General features: G+C 69.0%; 14 protein-coding genes and 2 pseudogenes. 5 read left to right on the top strand and 11 right to left on the bottom strand.

All coding sequences use genetic code 11. The features are described 5' to 3' along the window. Nucleotides 1-26: 26 nt before the first annotated feature. The 9 genes and pseudogenes from Q0579_RS18325 to Q0579_RS17475 form a co-directional block, all read right to left on the bottom strand. A pseudogene (locus Q0579_RS18325) lies at nucleotides 27-808 on the bottom strand (SDR family oxidoreductase). Nucleotides 809-871: 63 nt separating this feature from the next. Next, nucleotides 872-1,726: an NAD(P)-dependent oxidoreductase gene (locus Q0579_RS17440; protein ID WP_298814921.1), complete on the bottom strand. Its 855-nt coding sequence runs from the start codon at nucleotides 1,724-1,726 to the stop codon at nucleotides 872-874. A 60-nt stretch (nucleotides 1,727-1,786) separates the two neighbouring features. Continuing rightward, complete coding sequence (locus tag Q0579_RS17445; protein WP_298815067.1) at nucleotides 1,787-2,446, bottom strand: hypothetical protein; 660 nt, start codon at nucleotides 2,444-2,446, stop codon at nucleotides 1,787-1,789. Nucleotides 2,447-2,525: 79 nt separating this feature from the next. Then, a pseudogene (locus tag Q0579_RS18330) lies at nucleotides 2,526-2,987 on the bottom strand (FUSC family protein); the annotation flags it as partial. A gap of 115 nt (nucleotides 2,988-3,102) precedes the next feature. Next, nucleotides 3,103-5,616, bottom strand: a complete 2,514-nt coding sequence (gene gyrB, locus Q0579_RS17455; RefSeq protein ID WP_298815051.1) for a DNA topoisomerase (ATP-hydrolyzing) subunit B — start codon at nucleotides 5,614-5,616, stop codon at nucleotides 3,103-3,105. A gap of 109 nt (nucleotides 5,617-5,725) precedes the next feature. Continuing rightward, nucleotides 5,726-6,499 carry an OmpA family protein gene (locus tag Q0579_RS17460; protein WP_298814924.1) on the bottom strand — a complete coding sequence of 258 codons (774 nt, stop codon included), beginning with the start codon at nucleotides 6,497-6,499 and terminating at the stop codon, nucleotides 5,726-5,728. 79 nt (nucleotides 6,500-6,578) lie between these two features. Next, nucleotides 6,579-7,841: an MFS transporter gene (locus Q0579_RS17465; protein ID WP_298814926.1), complete on the bottom strand. Its 1,263-nt coding sequence runs from the start codon at nucleotides 7,839-7,841 to the stop codon at nucleotides 6,579-6,581. 249 nt (nucleotides 7,842-8,090) lie between these two features. Further along, nucleotides 8,091-9,128: a DNA replication/repair protein RecF gene (gene recF, locus Q0579_RS17470; protein ID WP_298814929.1), complete on the bottom strand. Its 1,038-nt coding sequence runs from the start codon at nucleotides 9,126-9,128 to the stop codon at nucleotides 8,091-8,093. A 213-nt stretch (nucleotides 9,129-9,341) separates the two neighbouring features. Next, nucleotides 9,342-10,139, bottom strand: coding sequence for a Coq4 family protein (locus tag Q0579_RS17475; RefSeq protein ID WP_298814932.1), 798 nt, complete (start codon nucleotides 10,137-10,139; stop codon nucleotides 9,342-9,344). A gap of 98 nt (nucleotides 10,140-10,237) precedes the next feature. On the opposite strand from Q0579_RS17475, the gene Q0579_RS17480 reads away from it, so the two are divergent. Then, nucleotides 10,238-10,990 (top strand): MerR family transcriptional regulator, encoded by a 753-nt coding sequence (locus tag Q0579_RS17480; RefSeq protein ID WP_298814935.1) that lies wholly within the window; start codon nucleotides 10,238-10,240, stop codon nucleotides 10,988-10,990. Here Q0579_RS17480 and Q0579_RS17485 read toward each other — a convergent pair. Next, on the bottom strand, nucleotides 10,987-12,249 hold the full coding sequence (locus Q0579_RS17485) for a cation:dicarboxylase symporter family transporter (RefSeq protein WP_298814938.1): 1,263 nt from the start codon (nucleotides 12,247-12,249) through the stop codon (nucleotides 10,987-10,989). The two genes, Q0579_RS17480 and Q0579_RS17485, sit on opposite strands and share 4 nt — an antisense overlap. Nucleotides 12,250-12,311: 62 nt before the next feature. Here Q0579_RS17485 and glmM point away from each other — a divergent pair, with 62 nt between their 5' ends. Beyond that, nucleotides 12,312-13,652, top strand: a complete 1,341-nt coding sequence (gene glmM, locus Q0579_RS17490) for a phosphoglucosamine mutase (RefSeq protein WP_298814941.1) — start codon at nucleotides 12,312-12,314, stop codon at nucleotides 13,650-13,652. Between the two features lie 111 nt (nucleotides 13,653-13,763). Here glmM and Q0579_RS17495 read toward each other — a convergent pair whose 3' ends face one another. After that, on the bottom strand, nucleotides 13,764-14,807 hold the full coding sequence (locus tag Q0579_RS17495) for a 2OG-Fe(II) oxygenase (protein WP_298814943.1): 1,044 nt from the start codon (nucleotides 14,805-14,807) through the stop codon (nucleotides 13,764-13,766). A gap of 175 nt (nucleotides 14,808-14,982) precedes the next feature. Between Q0579_RS17495 and Q0579_RS17500 the strand changes: the two genes are divergently transcribed. Genes Q0579_RS17500 through Q0579_RS17510 form a run of 3 tightly spaced genes read left to right on the top strand, consistent with a single transcriptional unit; the run spans nucleotide 14,983 to nucleotide 16,704 of the window. Next, complete coding sequence (locus Q0579_RS17500; RefSeq protein WP_298815053.1) at nucleotides 14,983-15,210, top strand: DUF1272 domain-containing protein; 228 nt, start codon at nucleotides 14,983-14,985, stop codon at nucleotides 15,208-15,210. A 22-nt stretch (nucleotides 15,211-15,232) separates the two neighbouring features. Beyond that, a complete protein-coding gene (gene thiD, locus Q0579_RS17505) occupies nucleotides 15,233-16,051 on the top strand; it encodes a bifunctional hydroxymethylpyrimidine kinase/phosphomethylpyrimidine kinase (protein WP_298814945.1) in 819 nt (272 codons plus the stop codon). Further along, nucleotides 16,051-16,704, top strand: coding sequence for a ribonuclease HII (locus tag Q0579_RS17510; protein ID WP_298814948.1), 654 nt, complete (start codon nucleotides 16,051-16,053; stop codon nucleotides 16,702-16,704). Before thiD ends, Q0579_RS17510 begins: the two co-directional genes overlap by 1 nt. Nucleotides 16,705-16,733 lie beyond the last annotated feature (29 nt).

A 16,733-nucleotide genomic window follows, 5' to 3' on the forward strand; every position in this document is an offset into this window, starting at 1 on the left:
GTGGCGCGCCCATGCTCGCCGCTCGTTCAGAACACCGTGTACCCGCCGTCGATCACCAGCGAGTCGCCGGTGTGGAACCGTGACGCGTCGCTTGCCAGATAGACGGCGACGCCGCCGAAGTCGGCCGGCTCGCCCCAGCGACGCGCGGGCACGCGCGCGATGACCCGCTCGTTGAACTTCTGGTTGTCCTGCAGCGCCCCGGTCATGTCCGAGCGGACCCATCCCGGCAACACAGCATTCGCCCGCACGCCGTAGCGAGCATATTCCACCGCGATCGCGCGAATGATCGGCAGTACCGCTCCCTTAGTTGCGGCATAGGCCTGATTGCGCGGCGCGCCGTGGATGGCGCTGGTCGAGGAGGTGACGATCATCGATCCGCCCGCGTCCCCTGCCTCGGCGCGCGCGCGCATGTGCCGTGCAGCGGCGCGCAACGTCCAGAACACGCCGTCCAGATTGACCGCCAACACGCGTCGCCAGGTTTCGGTCGAGAGCTGGTCGAACGAGGGCGCGCTCAGCCCCATCCCCGCATTGGCCGCGACGAAGTCCAGCCGCTCATGCGGGTGACCACCTCGGCGATGCCAGCATCCACCGCCTCCTCATCGGTCACGTCAACGGCGGCCACCGCCACGCGGCGGCCGTGTGCGGCGAGCTGCGCCTCGGCTGCGGCATTCTTCGCCGGATTGTTGCCCCAGATGACGACGTCAGCACCCGCTTGCGCCAGCGCATCGGCCATGCCCAATCCGATCCCGCCGTTGCCGCCGGTGATCAGCGCAACCTTTCCCGTCAGGTCAAAGGGGGCGTACGCCATCGATGCTCTCCCGCTTGTTCGTAGGGCAGGAGCCTAGTCGAACACGCGTCCGGTGCAATCGGCCTAGCCGCGCATGGTGTAGTCTGCCAACACGCTCCAGTCGCGCGTTTCCAGTCCGGCGTCGATCGCGCGTTCCATCTGCCCGCGCACGGCGTCGAGCATCGGCAGCGTGCGGCCCGAGGCCTCGCCCGCCGCGGTTGCGAGCCGCAGATCCTTCAATCCCAGCGTCATGACGAACCCGGGCTCGTAATCCTCGGCGACGATCTTGCCGCCATAGGTGTGGAACGCCGGACATCCGAACAGCGTGCCGGTCGCGATTTCGAGGAAGTCGGCGCGTGACAATCCGTGCGCCTCGGTCAGCGTCATCGCCTCGCCCAATGCCTCGATCGTCATCGCGATCAGCATGTTGCCCGCGACCTTGGCGGCGTTTGCTTGGCTCGGCTCCTCGCCCAGCACGAAGGTACGCTGCCCGATCGCGTCGAGCAGCGGGCGCACCCGCGCTACCGCGTCTTGCTTGCCCGCCGCGACGACGTTGAGCTTGGCCGCCGCGGCCGCATCGGGGCGCCCGAACACGGGTGCGGAGACGTAGCCGAGCCCGGCCGCCTCGTGCGCAGCGGCCAGTTCGCGTGCGAAGTCGACCGCGATCGTCGCGCTCACCACATGCACCAGCCCGCGACGCGCCTTGGCAAGCAGGCCGGCGTCGAGCACGACCTGCCGGATCGCCGCGTCGTCTGCGAGCATCGTGAACACGACCTCGCTCTCGAACGCTTCTGCCGCCTCGCCGAGCAGTTCGACGCCCGGCAGTTCGGCCGCGTCGACAAGGGAGCGGTTCCAAGCACGCACGTAATGCCCGGCTGCTGCCAGGTTCCGAGCCATGCCGGTGCCCATCCGGCCCAAACCGATGAAACCGATGTCCATGTCCGTGTTCCTACGCTTTCTACTCTGATCAGCGCGAACGCCTGGGGGTCGCCGCGGGTTCTACGGGCCACCGGTTTCAACCACCGCTCCAGCGTCGCGCGATGCACCGGGGAGCCGCGGTGCGAGCAGGTGCCACGCGATCAGCACGGGCTCGAGCACCGCTAGCCCGACCGCAATCCCCGTGAGCCGCGCCAGCGCGGGCGCGACCGCCACATCCTCGATCCGGTCGGGGACCAGCGTCACCAATACCGCGAGCACGAACTGTGTGCCGACGTAGCTGCGCATGCGCCAGCCGTTCTCCGCCAACCGGCCGGCCGCTACTCCCAGCGCTACCGCCAGCAACAGCATGCCGGCCGAGACGTGGAGCAGCAGCACCGCGCCCGCATAGTCCGCACCCGCGACGCAGCCGAGCACGCGCTGTCCCAACCGCGCCGACACCGGCCGCAGCCCGCCCGCGGTCAGCCCCGCCAACGGCACCATCATGACCGCCAGGATCGTCACCGCTCCCTGCGCGATCTCGGGCACGTCCACGATCTGCGCGATCCACGGCAGCAGCGCGACGGCGACGCTGCCCTGTGCCGCGTGCCGCCATGCGTCGGGCTGCCACGGTTGGCGCACGGCCCGCGGTGCCGCGGCGGCGGGCCACCAGCGCCTGAACGTCAACGTCGAGACGAGGCTGACCAGTACGCAGGCGAGCGTGCCGACCGCCACCTCCAGCACGCGCGTCGCGACCAGCGCGCAGCGCAGCGCCGGGATGCTCGGCGGCGTCGAGCACGATCATCGCGAAGGTGAGCGCCACGAACAGCCACGCATAGGCGCGCTTGGCGGTCAGCGCGGCGTAGAGCGTCGGGAGCGTGACCGTGACCAGCACCAGCGACATCGCGGCCGCTCCTCGCGTCGCCCAAGGCACCAGTGCGAGTGCGAGTGTGGCGCCAACACCGGTACCGACGATGCGCAAGAGCCCGCGCAGCATCGTCTCCGACACGTGCCCGCGCATGACCATATAGCCCGAGAACGCCGCCCAGCTGACGTTGCGCGCGCCGGTCCAATGCGCCAGCGCGATCGCGAGCAGCACCGAGATGACGCACTCGATCGCATCGACCCGCCGCGCATCGAGCGGCACGCGGGCGAGACGGGCCTTCACGCGCAAACGAGGGGCGGGTTGGCGCACATGATGGACACAATCACCCGCGCCGCCACTCGATCCGGAGAGTGGCGAAGGCCTCTCTCGACGGTGACAAGGACGAGCGGAGCCCAGCACATACTATTTCTCCCGTCGGGGCGACAGGGAGGGCAATACGCCACGAGCCGTCCTCACCTGCGGGCGCCCTTTCTCGTCAAAGGAGGCGCCCCTGGGAGCTAAACCAGCGCCCCTGTCAAACGTCGAGGTTCGCCACCGAAAGCGCATTGTCCTGGATGAACTCGCGCCGCGGCTCCACCACGTCGCCCATCAGGCGCGTGAAGATGTCGTCCGCCGCGTCCGCCGCCGCGATCTCGACGCGCAGCATCGAGCGGTTCGACGGGTCGAGCGTGGTTTCCCAGAGCTGCTCGGCGTTCATCTCGCCCAGCCCCTTGTAGCGCTGGATCGATAGCCCGCGCCGCCCGGCGAGCAGGATCGCGTCGAGCAACTGCGACGGCCGCGCGACCAGCGTCTCGCCCTTGCCGACGGTCACCGTTTCCTCGCCGTTTTCGTCAGTCGGCTCGGCGTCGACCGGCGTCTCGACCACGTCGGCGGCCGCCGCCTTCGAGCGCACCAGCTTGGCTGCCTGCGCGTAGGCGTCGGCCTGTTCCGCCGCCAGCGTGTGGAGCTTGCGCGCCTCGGCCGACACCATGAACGCCGCCTCGACGATATGGTGGTCGGTCACCCCGCGCCATAGCCGCTGGAAGTGGATGCCGCCTTCCTCGGTCACCTGCGCGCTCCACGTCGCCTCGGTGTCGCCCTGATCGAGCCGGCGCGTCACCTCCGCGACAGCCGCCACACGCGCCTCGCGCGACGCCTCGGGGTCGAGCGCGCCACCCAATGCCAGCGTCTCGATGATCGCGGGATCGTAGCGGCGCGGCACGTAGCGCATCAGCGTCCGCATCCGCCGCGCATGGTCGACCAGCAACCGCAGGTCGGCGTCGAAGCGCGTGCCGCCCGCGGTCTCCAGCATCGTCGCGCCGACGCCCGCCTCGACCAGATAATCGTCGAGCGCGGCATCGTCCTTCAGATACACTTCGCTCCTCGCCTTGGTCGCTTTGTAGAGCGGCGGTTGCGCGATGTAGAGGTGCCCGGCCTCGATGATCTCGGGCATCTGGCGGTAGAAGAACGTCAGCAGCAGCGTACGGATGTGCGCGCCGTCGACGTCTGCGTCGGTCATGATGACGATCTTGTGGTAGCGCAGCTTGGCGAGATTGAAGTCGTCGCGCCCGATGCCCGTGCCCATCGCCTGGATCAGCGTGCCGATCTCACGGCTGGCGAGCATCCGGTCGAAGCGCGCGCGCTCGACGTTCAGGATCTTGCCCCGAAGCGGCAGGATCGCCTGGAAATGCCGGTCGCGGCCCTGTTTGGCCGATCCGCCCGCCGAGTCGCCCTCGACCAGGAACAGCTCGGACTTGGCGGGATCGCGCTCCTGGCAGTCGGCGAGCTTGCCGGGAAGGCTGGCGATGTCCATCACACCCTTGCGCCGCGTCAGCTCGCGCGCCTTCTTCGCCGCTTCGCGCGCGGCAGCGGCGTCGATCACCTTGCCAATGATCGCGCGGCCGTGCGCCGGGTTCTCCTCCAGCCACTCGGCCAATTTGTCCGCCATCAGGCTTTCGAGCGGCTGGCGCACTTCCGACGAGACGAGCTTGTCCTTGGTCTGCGACGAGAATTTCGGGTCGGGCAGTTTGACCGAGACGATCGCGGTCAGCCCTTCGCGCATGTCGTCGCCGGTCAGCGTGACCTTCTCCTTCTTCAACAGCCCCGTCTTGTCGGCGTAGCTGTTGAGCGTGCGGGTCAGCGCGGCGCGGAACGCCGCAATATGCGTGCCGCCGTCGCGCTGCGGGATGTTGTTGGTGAACGCCAGCACGTTCTCGTAATAGGAATCGTTCCACTCCAGCGCGACGTCGATGCCGACATCGTCGCGGTTGCCGTTGATCGCGATCGGCTCGGGCATCAGCGGCGTCTTGTTGCGGTCGAGGTACTTCACGAACGCGGCGATCCCGCCCTCGTAGAACAGCTCTACCGACTTCGGCTCCTCGTGCCGCGCGTCGGTCAGGAACAATCGCACGCCCGAGTTGAGAAAGGCGAGCTCGCGGTAGCGGTGCTCCAGCTTCTCGAAATCGAACTCGGTGATCTTGAACGTGGAGGGCGAGGGGAGGAAGGTGACGCGCGTGCCCTTCTGCCCCTCGGCGGCCGGGCCGACGACCTTCAAGGGCGCCACCGCGTCGCCGTGTGCGAAGCGCATGTAATGCTCCTGGCCCTCGCGCCAGATCGTCAGGTCGAGGAACTCGGACAACGCGTTCACCACCGACACGCCGACGCCGTGGAGGCCACCCGACACCTTGTACGCGTTGGTGTCGCTGGTGTTCTCGAACTTACCGCCGGCGTGGAGCTGGGTCATGATGACCTCGGCCGCCGACACGCCTTCTTCCGGGTGGATGCCGGTCGGGATGCCGCGACCGTTGTCAGTCACGCTGACCGATCCATCGGCGTTCAGCTGAATGTCGATCCGGTCGCAATGCCCCGCCAGCGCCTCGTCGATCGCATTGTCGCTGACCTCGAACACCATGTGGTGCAGGCCCGATCCGTCGTCGGTATCGCCGATGTACATGCCCGGACGCTTGCGCACCGCATCGAGGCCCTTGAGCACCTTGATCGAGGAGGCGCCATATTCGTTGGAATTGCTGTTCTGCGGATCGCTTGCCATATCAAGCATGTAGGGATTTCGCGCCCGAAACGGAAGCGAAATGGCGCGTTGGCGCGGCCGGCAACCAAGCCGCTCCCACCCCTGACGCGGGGCGGGAGCGCCGTGTCGATCAGTAGCACGCGAACTCGCTCGCGCGGCGCCCCAGCAGCGTCACCTCAACGCGGCGGTTCTGGCGCATGCCCGCCGCCGTCGCGTTGCTGGCGACCGGATCGCGCTCGCCGTGCCCGACGACCGAGAAGCGCGCGCGGGTTACGCCCATTTGGTCGAAGGCTGCGCGGACGCTCGCCGCACGCCGCTCTGACAGATCCTGATTATGCGCATCGGTGCCGCGCGAATCCGTGAAGCCGTCGATCGCGACGCGCACGCCCGGATTGTCGCGCAGATAGCCGGCCAGCGGGCGCAGTTTCTCGATCGCACCGGGACGCAGCCGGTCGCTGTCGGTCGCGAACAGCACATCCTCCTGCAGCGTCAGCGTCGCGCCGCGCGGGGTCTGGCGAAAGCCGTAATCGTGCATCGCGCGGCGATCCCATCGGCCCGGGCCGCCCGGCACCACGCGCGTTTCCTCGATCACGGTCACACGGTCGGCGGCGGGCCAGGCGTAGCGCGCGCGGTTCGGTCCGGCGAGGCGCAGGAACGCTTCGTTCGCGGCTTCTGCCTCGCGCGGCTGGACGCGGCCGTCGCGGTTGACGTCGAAGTTGCGCATGACGAACGCTTGGCCGCGCGGGGAGCGGCGCAGTTCGGGCACCAGCAGCCCGACGCCGGCCCCGACCAGACGGTAATCGCCGGGGCGGTAATCCCAGCGGCCCTGCGCCGATGCGGGCGCGATCGTGAGGGTGGTGGCGAGCGTCGCGGATGCGGCGACGAGAAGCGACAGATGTTTCACGCGTTCAACTCCTGAATAAACCCCCGGGCTCGCGAACGCGTATCGCGCCATTCGGTTTAACCTGGGTTGGCCGGAATCGTCAGGCGTCGTTCAGGCGATCGGTCACGGGTGCGGCGGACGGCAGCGCGTGATCGCGCAGCGACAGGAAGCACCCGCCCGCACCCAGCAGCGCGACCGCGCCCGCGATCAGTGCGGCATCGTAATTGCCGGTGAGATCATGCAACCGGCCGAACCCGATGATGCCGATTGCGGTGCCGATCAGCGTCAGCGGAATCGCGCTGCCGTATATTTCGCCGAACGCGCGCAGGCCGAACAGCCGCGCCGCGAGGAACGGCAGCAGGTCGTTCTCCGCGCCGTTCATCAACCCCGCCAGGAACACCAGCACGAACGCAACCGCGAGGTTCGACGATCCCCAGGCGAGCGCGGCAAAGGCGAGCGCGGAGACGAGCGCGAAGACGGCAGCGGCCGGCTGCGGGCGGAACCGGTCGATCAGCGCACCGATCAGCAACCGCCCGGCGATCGCGCTGGCACCGAAACCGGTCAACAACACCGCGGCCTCTGCGCTGTTCAGTCCCATCTCCAGCCCCAGCGGCACGATCTGCGTGACGAGCCCGGTGGTTGCCAGATTGACCAGCATCGCGCCGCCGACGACGCACCAGAAACGTGGGTCGCGCCGCGCCTCGGCCGCGGACAATCCCTCGACCACCAGTCCCTCGCCCGGCAGCGGCGGCTGACCGCCGTCGACGATCGTCGGCTTGGCGAGCACCGAGCTGGGGCGGATCACGAGCAGGATCAGCGGCAGCGCCAACGCGCTCGCGACCGCCAGGGCGACGAACCCGCGTCGCCAGCCCCACATGTCGATCACCTGCCCGAGCGCGGGCGCGGCGACGATCGTCATCACCGCCAGGCCAGAGGTCGCGATCGCAAGCGCGGTGCCGCGATGCTGCTCGAAGCGCAGCGCGATCATCTTGCCATAGACCAGGCTGCTCGTGCCCGGCACCGCCAGCACCAGCAGGAGGACGCACGCCTGATAATGCCAGATCGCGCCGCCGACGCTCGCGAGCAGCAGATACGCGACCACCAGCACCGCCGACGACGCGATGATGACCGGGCGCACGCCGATGCGATCGGCGACACGGCCGACGAAGGGCGCGATCAATGCACCGATCAGCGCGAGCCCGGCCGCGGTGGAAATCTCGCCCCGCGACCAGCCGAACTCGCGCTCAAGCCCCGGCGTGAACAGGCTCGACAGGTTCTGGTACAGCCCCGGCCCAAACCCCGCACCCAGCAGCGCGGCGACGACGACGCGCCATCCGCGCCGCCATTCGGACCCGCGCTGCACATGATCGATCGGAGTGGTCTCAGTATCGATGACGTTTGTCCGTTATCGGCGTCGTCGCACCCGATCGGCGAGCGTCCGCGTCACTCATGCTCGCCTGTCCTCGCTCATCACCGCGACGCTAGTCGCACCGCCACTGTCGTCAACGCCTAACCGGCCGCCGTCGCGACCGTTCCGTCGACCCGGATCGCGCTGAGGCTGATCGGTGTGCACTTAGCCTCGGTGGCGAAAGACAACGCGCTAAAGTGTCGCTCACAATTCGATGTGCATCGCAGCGTCGGCCGCGTCGAACAGCGCGCGCTCGGTCCCTGTCATCCACACCTGACTGCGCCCGGCCAGCCGCTGGAACAGCGCCGCACGTCGTGCCGGATCGAGGTGCGCCGCGACTTCGTCGAGCAGCAGCACGGGCGGCGTCCCCCGGCGCTCGGCGACCAGTTCGGCGTGCGCGAGCACCATGCCGAGCAGCAGCGCCTTCTGCTCGCCGGTCGATGCGAGCGCGGCCGGCGCCGCCTTGTCGACGTGGGTGACGGCAAGGTCGACACGGTGCGGCCCGATCAGCGTGCGCCCCGCCGCCGCGTCGCGCCCGCGGCCAAGACGCAGCGCGGCGGCGAACGCGTCCGCGTCGTCGTGCCATCCTTCCAACGCGATCGACGCACGCGGGAGATCGAACGCTGCACCGTCACTCAATCGCTGCTCCAGCGCCACAACCGTGGTCCGCCGCGCGGCGTCGAGCGTGATCCCGTGTCGCACCATCTGCGCCTCCAGCGCGTCGAGCCACGCCGGCTCGGCGCCATCCTCCGCCAGCAACCGGTTGCGATCACGCATCGCGCGCTCGTAGCGCTGCGTCTCGGCGGCGTGTCCCGGCAACAGCGCCAGCGTCAGCCGGTCGAGGAAGCGTCGTCGCTCGCTCGCGGGCTCGACGAACAGCCGGTCCATCGCCGGGGTCAGCCACAGCACCGACAAGCGTTCCGCGAGCGCGCCCGCGCTCGCGTTCGCGCCGCTGACGCGCACCACCCGCCGCTCGGGCGCGCTCGCCAGCGTGCCGGTCGCGACCTCGACGCCGTCGCCGAGTGTGGCGGCGACCCCGAACCCGCCCGGCCCGTTGCTGCGCGCCATTTGCGACAGGTTGGCGCGGCGCAGACCGCGTCCGGGTGCCAGCAGCGACACCGCTTCCAGCACGTTGGTCTTGCCCGCGCCGTTATGCCCGGTCAGCACCACGAAGCCGTCGTCCGGCGCGAGTGCCATGGCCGCATGGTTGCGAAAATCGGTGAGCACCAGCCGCGACAGCATCGCACGGCCCGTAGCGCGCTTTGCCGTGCCACGACACCATCAAACGCCCGAGCGCGCGGGCGTGGTTCATCCCATCCCCACCGTCATCCCGGACTTGATCCGGGATCCCGCTTCTCTGGCCCGCCAGATGAAACAGCGTGACCCCGGATCAAGTCCGGGTTGACGTAAAGGATGGATGCCGGTCGAACGGCTCGCCGGCCGAGCCCCCTCGCGCTACGCCGCCAGCCGCTCCGGCTCGATTGCGCCCGCGCGCTCCTTCTGCGCGCTCAGGTACGAGGCCATCGCCGGCCCGAGTTCACGCTGCGCGCGGCGGTAGGCGACCGGCTCCTTGATGTTCAATCGCCGCCGCGCCTCGTCGATCGGCTCGTGCAGCAGTTCGAGGTAATCCTCGCCCGAGATCCATTTGGCGGCGCGGCCGTGGCGATAACCCTCGATCACTGCCTTGGCGAACAGCGTCCCCTTGGTGACGTTCAGGCTCTTGAGCGACGCCGCCGCAGCGATGAACGCCCAGCCGAGCCCGCCGACCTGCGCGTAGCTGAAGGCGACCAGCGCCGCTTCGCCCAGGCTTTCGTCCGCCTGATAGCCCGTCAGCACGTGCCAGATGTCGTGCGTGTCGCGGATGCGCCGCCCCATCCAGGCATAAGGGTGGACCATGTCGTCCTCGTCGGGCGCGAGCTTGCTCACCGCGACCAGCCCGTCGGCGGAATATCCCGTGCTCTCCAGAAAATGCCGGTATGCAGCACCAACGGTGCCGGGCGCGAAGCTCGCGACGAAGGCCGGATCGGTGAAGCGCTCGGCCAATTCGACGTGATCCTGCGCGATCCGCCCGCCTTTCTCGGTCGCGATCAGCTTCGCATAATTCTCGGGCGCGTTGCCGACGTTCAACGCGCGCATAATGCGGAACACCTGCTGCGTGTCGTCGCCGTTGTTCATCAGCTTCTTGATCGCGTCGATCGCAGTGCGCCAGTCGCGCTTGCCGTCGGTGCCGGGAAAGGGGGGAAGGGTAGCCATAGGTCGACTCCTTACTGACAATGCTGTTAATAAGAAGTGACGAGCCTGAGTCAATGCCGCTTGCGGTTGACGCAGCGTCAACGCCTAAGGTCACCCGCATGGACACGTTCGACATCTCAGAGGTCGCGCGCCGCACCGGGCTGACGACCCGCGCGCTGCGCTTCTACGAGACACGCGGGCTGGTGCGCCCGTTGCGCACCGCCGCCGGTCGCCGCCACTATGGCGCGGGCGAACTCGCGCGGCTGCACGCGGTGGTCGCGCTCAAGCGCGCCGGACTGCCGCTCGCACGCATCGGCGAGGTACTGGGCGCGCGCAGCATCGATCTCGCCGCGCTGGTCGCCGCGCAACTCGCCGAGGTGGAGGCGCGTGCCGCCGCGCTGGCGCAGACGCGCGCGCTGCTCAGCGAGCTTGAGCGCCGCCTTGTGCTGGGTGAGCCGCTCGACCTGTCCACGCTCTGCACGCTGATCAACGAAGGAGACACCATGCAACAGGATTGGACCGCGATCTCGAACCGTTATCTGTCGGCACAAGGCGAGGCGGACTTCGCCGACGCTGCACGCGCGCTGCCGTCGACGTTCGACCAGAATGCTTATGCTGCCGCGTGGAGCGACCTGTCGGCGCGGATCGCCGCCGCGCTGCCGCTCGATCCCGCGTCGCCGGACGCGCAGGCGTTGCTCGCCGAGTGGCAGGCGCTGCTCGCGCCCTTCACCGCGGTGGCGACGCCCGCGATGACGGCGGGCGTGTCGGCCATGTACGACGACATGGCGTCGTGGCAATCGGACCAGACCCCTCCCTTCGCGCCAGAGGTCTGGTCGTTCATCCGCGCGGCGAGCGCGGCCGCGCACGGCTAGGCGGGCAGCTCCACCAGCGTGTCGTCCTCCACCGTTGGCTCGGCGCCGCGCCCGAGCAGTGCGGTGGTCGCAATGTCCATTGTCACATTGCCGACAGTGCGGATGATGTCGGGGATCGTCTCCACCGCCACCAGCAGCCCGAGCGGCGCGACCGGTGCGCCGAGCGTCGCTGCCACCGGCGCGATCGCGCTGACGTAGCTGACCGTGCCGGGCAGGCTGACCGATCCCAATGAGGTCAGCGTCGCGACGACAGTCGCGGTCGCGATCGTCCCGAACGTCAGCTCGACGCCGAACCAGCGCGCGACATAGATGGCGACGGCCAGGTTCATCGCCGGACCGGTGGCGCGAAACACCGCGACCGCGAGCGGCAGCGTCACCCCGCCGACGCGAACCGGCACGCCGGCGGCGCGCGTGCCCTCCAGCATCGCGGGCAGCGAGGCGAGCGAGGATTGCGTGCTGATCGCGACCACTTGTGCGGGCAGCGCCGCGCGCACGAACCGGCCGAGCGGCAGTCGTGCGCCGATCAGCACGAGCGGGTAGGCGAACAGCGATACGACCACGCCCACTGCCACCACGGTCAGGATGTAATGCACCAGCGCGCCGAATGCGCCGGTACCTGCGCGCGCACCGACCACCAGCGCCAGCGCGAACACGCCCACCGGCGCGATCCACAGCACCCAGTCGATCACCACCAGCATCGTGTCGCGCAACGCGGTGAAAAATTTCGTCAGCAGGATGCGCAGCTCGGGCTCGATCCGCCCGAGCGCAAACGCGAAGACGAGCGTGAAGATGATCAGCGATAGAAACGCATTGTCGCCGGCTGCCTTGACGACGTTCGACGGCACCACACCCGCCAGAAACTCGCCGAGCGGCGGCACCTCGGGGATCGCCTGCGCCCCCGTCAGCGCGCCGCGCAAGGCCGCGGCCGACGCGGCGGGCAGCGGCACCGATTGAAGAAACAGCGGCGTCAGCACCGCGGCGGCGGCGGCCGAGCAGAACAGCAAGCCGACGTAAAGCGCGATCGCGCGCGCGGCGAGCCGCCCGGCCTTGGCGGCCTCAGCGGTGGCGGCGACGCCCGTCACCAGCAGCGACACGACCAGCGGCACGATCGTCATCTGCAACCCGTGGAGCCACGCCGACCCGATCGGCTCCGCCACGCCCGCGACGCCCGGCACCCAGCCGGGCGCAAAGGCGGCGAGCGCGATGCCGGCCGACAGTCCGACGACGAGCGAGAGTAGGATTCTGGTCGCCTGCGACATTATCGCCCTTTTCACCGCCAACCGTTATGTAGCCCGTTAGCGCGAAGCGGATGGAAGGCGTGATGGCAAGAAAGTATTTCGGCACCGACGGCATACGTGGGCTTACCAATGCGGGCGCGATGACCGCGGAGATGGCGATGCGCGTCGGCATGGCGGCCGGTCGCCACTTCCTGCGCGGGCAGCACCGTCACCGCGTCGTGATCGGCAAGGACACGCGCCTGTCAGGCTATATGCTCGAAAGCGCGTTGCAGGCAGGCTTCACCAGTGTGGGTATGGACGTGACGCTCGTCGGGCCGATCCCGACCCCGGCGGTCGCGATGCTCACCGCCTCGATGCGCGCCGACATGGGGGTAATGATCTCTGCCAGCCACAATCCGTTCGGTGACAACGGCATCAAGCTGTTCGGCCCCGACGGGTACAAATTGTCGGACGAGGACGAGGAAGCGATCGAGGCGCTGATCGACGCCAACGAGGTGACGCTCGCACCCCCCGCCGAAATCGGCCGCGCGAAGCGGATCGACGACGCACGCGGCCGTTACATTCACTTCGCCAAGACGACGTTTCCCGCCGACCTGCGGCTCGACGGTCTACGCGTCGTTGTCGATTGCGCCAACGGTGCGGCCTATAATGTCGCGCCCGAGGCGTTGTGGGAATTGGGCGCGGAGGTGATCTCAATCGGCGTCCAGCCCAACGGTCTCAACATCAACGACAAGATCGGCTCGACCCACCCCGGCGCGCTGTCGGCCAAGGTGCTGGAAACCCGCGCCGACATCGGCATCGCGCTCGACGGCGATGCCGACCGGCTGATCGTGGTCGACGAACGCGGCCGCGTGGTTGATGGCGACCAGTTGATGGCGACGATCGCCGAAGGCTGGGCGCGCACCGGACGGTTGAAGGGCGACGGCCTGGTCGCGACCGTCATGTCCAACCTCGGGCTCGAACGTCACCTCGCCGCTCAAGGGCTCGGCCTGGTGCGCACCAAGGTCGGTGACCGCCACGTGCTCGAACGCATGCGCGGCAGCGGCTACAATGTCGGCGGCGAGCAATCAGGGCACATCATCCTGTCCGATTACGCGACCACCGGCGACGGCCTCGTTGCCGCCTTGCAAGTCCTCGCCGAGGTCAAGCGCGCCGGTCAGCCCGCCAGCCGGGTGCTTCACCGCTTCGAGCCGGTGCCGCAATTGCTCAAGAACGTGCGCTTCGCCGGCGGCAAGCCGCTCGAGCAGGAGGCGGTCAAGGCCGAGATCGCGCGCGCCGAGGCCGAACTCGCGGGCACCGGCCGCCTCGTCATCCGCCCGTCGGGCACCGAACCCGTGATCCGCGTCATGGCCGAAGGCGACGACCGTGCCCAGATCGAACAGATCGTCGACGCGATCTGCAACGCGGTCCGCCGCGCGGCGTGAACGATCGACCCCGGTGGCTCCGTGCGGCCGGATCGACCGGATGTGCGGCCCGCCTGATGCGCCCGGCGCCGGCGCCGGCGCCGGCGGCGTCGGCGACCGCATCGCGCATCCTTATGCCCCCACGCCGCCGTACAGGAACGGCAGCGTCGCATAGCGCCGCCCCGCGGTCATCCGCGTGACCTCGTGCAGCAGCGAGCAGGAGAAGACGATCGCGCCGCATCGGGGTGCCCGGTAGGTGCGCGCGCCGAATTCGGGGAAGCGCAGGTCGCCGCCGTCGTAATCGTCGTTCAGGTTGATCGTGACCGCGAAGCGGCGATGCGCGGTGGCGGGGGTGGTGTTGTCGCGATGCGGCGCGAAATGTGCACCGTCGCCGCTGTCGTAGCACGACACGAGATAGCGCTCGATCTCGGTCGGGCGAAATTGGAAACAGCGCTCTATCATCGGTACCAGCCGCCGCATTACTGCCTGGCGGAGGTAATGTTGCAGGTGCGGATCCTCGATCAGGTAATCACGCCGGCGCTTCACCGCATGGTTCTGCACCTCGACCGTCCGGTCGCCGACCTGCCGCATCACGCCCGATTCGCGCCCGCCGTCGCGAGTGTGGCGCGCGATCAGCTCGGCAGCGTAAGCTGGATCGACGATGTTGGGCAGGACCAGCGCGGGTGCGTCCGACGCGACCGGTTCGGCGTCGCGCTGCTGCCGCAACGCCGCGATCGCCTCGGCAGCGGCGCTGAGCGGAAACAGTGCGGTGATGCGCAGCGACGGGTCGAGCAGCAGCCAATAGGGCTGGATCGTCACGCCGTTCGTGCCATCCGCGACGACGCCGTAGGCCCGGCTGACGCGCTGGTCGGCATCGACGAAGACGTGCATGCCGGCGCGCTGTAGTGCGAGCACCTGCGGGTTCGCCGCGTCGCGCGGGTCGATCGTGACGCCCAGGACCGCGAGGCGCGCGTCGCCGAACAGCAATGCATTCGCCTGCAACACGCCCAGCGCCGCCGCGCAGGCGGGATGCGCTGCGGTGCCGAACAGCAGCAGCAGCACGTGCCGCCCGCCGGCCTTGTCGAAATCGGCGCCGCTCGCCTGCCCCAGCATCGGCGCGGTGAACCACGGCGCGGGCTCGCCGATGGTGAGCGTGGGTGGCGAGAGCGTGGACATGAGTGAATGGGCCTGCGAACAACGCAGCGACTTGTAACCCGTGCCTGCGCCAAGTCCATCCGCGGCCAAGGTCGGAGGCGCGTGGCGGACGTGTGGCGGACGCCTGTGACATCGTGCGCGCCTACGCTTCTTGGTTCCACTTCCCCCCGCTCGCGCGCGTCGCTATCTCGCCGTCATGCTCGAAATGCGCCCCGATTGTGAACGCTGCGGCGTCGATCTGCCCGCCGACGAGGGCGGCGCGTTCATCTGCTCGCTGGAAAACACCTTCTGCGCCGATTGCGCCGATGCGTTGGACGAGCGGTGCCCCGATTGCGGCGGCGAACTGCTCGACCGCCCCGCGCGCGTGGGCAAGGTGCTGAAGCAGCATCCTGCCTCCACCACCCGCCACGCCCGCGCGCATTGACGCCCGCCGCGAAGACACCCGCATGACGGTTCCGCGCATCCTGATCGTCGCCGGCTCGGACTCGGGCGGCGGCGCGGGCATCCAGGCCGATATCAAGACGGTGACGATGCTCGGCGGCCATGCGATGACCGCGGTGACCGCGCTCACCGCGCAGAACACCTTGGGTGTCGAAGGTATTCACCCGGTTCCGCCCGCCTTCGTGGTCGAGCAGATGGCTTGCGTCGCCCGAGACATCGGCGTCGACGCGGTCAAGATCGGGATGCTTGGCAGTTCGGCGATCGCGCACGCGGTCGCCGACGAACTCGCCTCTGGCCGATGCGGCGACCGGATCGTGTTCGATCCCGTCATGGTCGCGACCAGCGGGGCGCTGCTCGCCGACGAGGCGACGATCGCTGCGATGCGGCGCCTTGCCGCGCTCGCTACCGTGATCACGCCCAACCTGCCCGAGTTCCGCGTGCTGTGCGGTCGCCCCGACTTGCCCGATGACGCGGTGGAGGACGAAGCACGCGCCTATGCGGCCAAGGTGGGTGTCCATGTGCTGGTCAAGGGCGGACACGCCGCGGGCGATACCGTGGTCGATCGCTTGGTGTCGGCCCGCGGCGAAGTCGCACGATGGGCCCACCCGCGCGTCGACACCGTCCACACCCATGGCACCGGCTGCACATTGGCGAGCGCGGTCGCGACCGGCCTCGGTGCCGGTCTGCCGCTCCGCGAGGCGACCGCGCGCGCGATCCGCTATGTCCAGGCAGCGCTCGCCGCGCCGCCGGAGCTGGGGCGGGGCCACGGCCCGATGGGACACGCACTCGGCCTCGCGCCGTTTGACCATTTGGCGACGCGCTGATGCCCGGTCTGCGCCACGAGAAGCTCTGCCTGCCCCCCGTCGCGGGTGTTGACGAGGCGGGCAGGGGGCCGCTCGCCGGACCTGTCGTCGCCGCGGCGGTTGTGCTGCCTGCCAAGGGGATTCCGCGCGGCATCAACGATTCAAAGAAACTGCCCGCCACGGAACGCGCGCGGCTTCATGACCGCCTGATGGCCTGCGCGATCGTCGGCATCGGCGTGGTCGAGGCTGACGAGATCGACCGGTTGAACATCTACTGGGCGACGATGAAGGCAATGACGCTCGCGGTCGATCAGGTCGCGGGCCTGCTCGGCCACGCCCCCGGTCACGTGCTGGTCGACGGCAACCGTTTGCCGCGCTGGAGCTACGCCGCGACCCCGATCGTCGGGGGTGACGCGGTCAGCAGCTCGATCGCCGCCGCCTCGATCATCGCCAAGCATACCCGCGATCGCATCATGATCGCGCATGCCGAAACCTGGCCGCATTACGGCTGGCATTCGAACAAGGGCTATGGCTGCGCCGCCCACCTCAAGGCCTTGCGCGAGCACGGACCCGCGCCGATTCACCGGCGCAGCTTCGCGCCCGTGGCGCAGGCGGAGCTGCCGTTCGCACTTGGCCCGGCTGCTGAGTCTTTCGAGTCACACCACAACGGCTAGAGTCCGCCCCCGCTCGGTCACCTCAACAT

It is taken from the genome of uncultured Sphingomonas sp. (assembly GCF_936927845.1).
Taxonomy (GTDB): domain Bacteria; phylum Pseudomonadota; class Alphaproteobacteria; order Sphingomonadales; family Sphingomonadaceae; genus Sphingomonas.

What these genes read in the sequence shown, in the direction of transcription:
- Q0579_RS17440 (WP_298814921.1), bottom strand. Translation starts at nt 1,726, where the DNA reads ATGGACATCGGTTTCATCGGTTTGGGCCGGATGGGCACCGGCATGGCT.
- gyrB (WP_298815051.1), bottom strand. Translation starts at nt 5,616, where the DNA reads ATGGCAAGCGATCCGCAGAACAGCAATTCCAACGAATATGGCGCCTCC.
- recF (WP_298814929.1), bottom strand. Translation starts at nt 9,128, where the DNA reads ATGCTGTCGCGGCTGGTGCTCACCGATTTTCGCAACCATGCGGCCATG.
- Q0579_RS17475 (WP_298814932.1), bottom strand. Translation starts at nt 10,139, where the DNA reads ATGGCTACCCTTCCCCCCTTTCCCGGCACCGACGGCAAGCGCGACTGG.
- Q0579_RS17480 (WP_298814935.1), top strand. Translation starts at nt 10,238, where the DNA reads ATGGACACGTTCGACATCTCAGAGGTCGCGCGCCGCACCGGGCTGACG.
- Q0579_RS17485 (WP_298814938.1), bottom strand. Translation starts at nt 12,249, where the DNA reads ATGTCGCAGGCGACCAGAATCCTACTCTCGCTCGTCGTCGGACTGTCG.
- glmM (WP_298814941.1), top strand. Translation starts at nt 12,312, where the DNA reads ATGGCAAGAAAGTATTTCGGCACCGACGGCATACGTGGGCTTACCAAT.
- Q0579_RS17495 (WP_298814943.1), bottom strand. Translation starts at nt 14,807, where the DNA reads ATGTCCACGCTCTCGCCACCCACGCTCACCATCGGCGAGCCCGCGCCG.
- Q0579_RS17500 (WP_298815053.1), top strand. Translation starts at nt 14,983, where the DNA reads ATGCTCGAAATGCGCCCCGATTGTGAACGCTGCGGCGTCGATCTGCCC.
- thiD (WP_298814945.1), top strand. Translation starts at nt 15,233, where the DNA reads ATGACGGTTCCGCGCATCCTGATCGTCGCCGGCTCGGACTCGGGCGGC.
- Q0579_RS17510 (WP_298814948.1), top strand. Translation starts at nt 16,051, where the DNA reads ATGCCCGGTCTGCGCCACGAGAAGCTCTGCCTGCCCCCCGTCGCGGGT.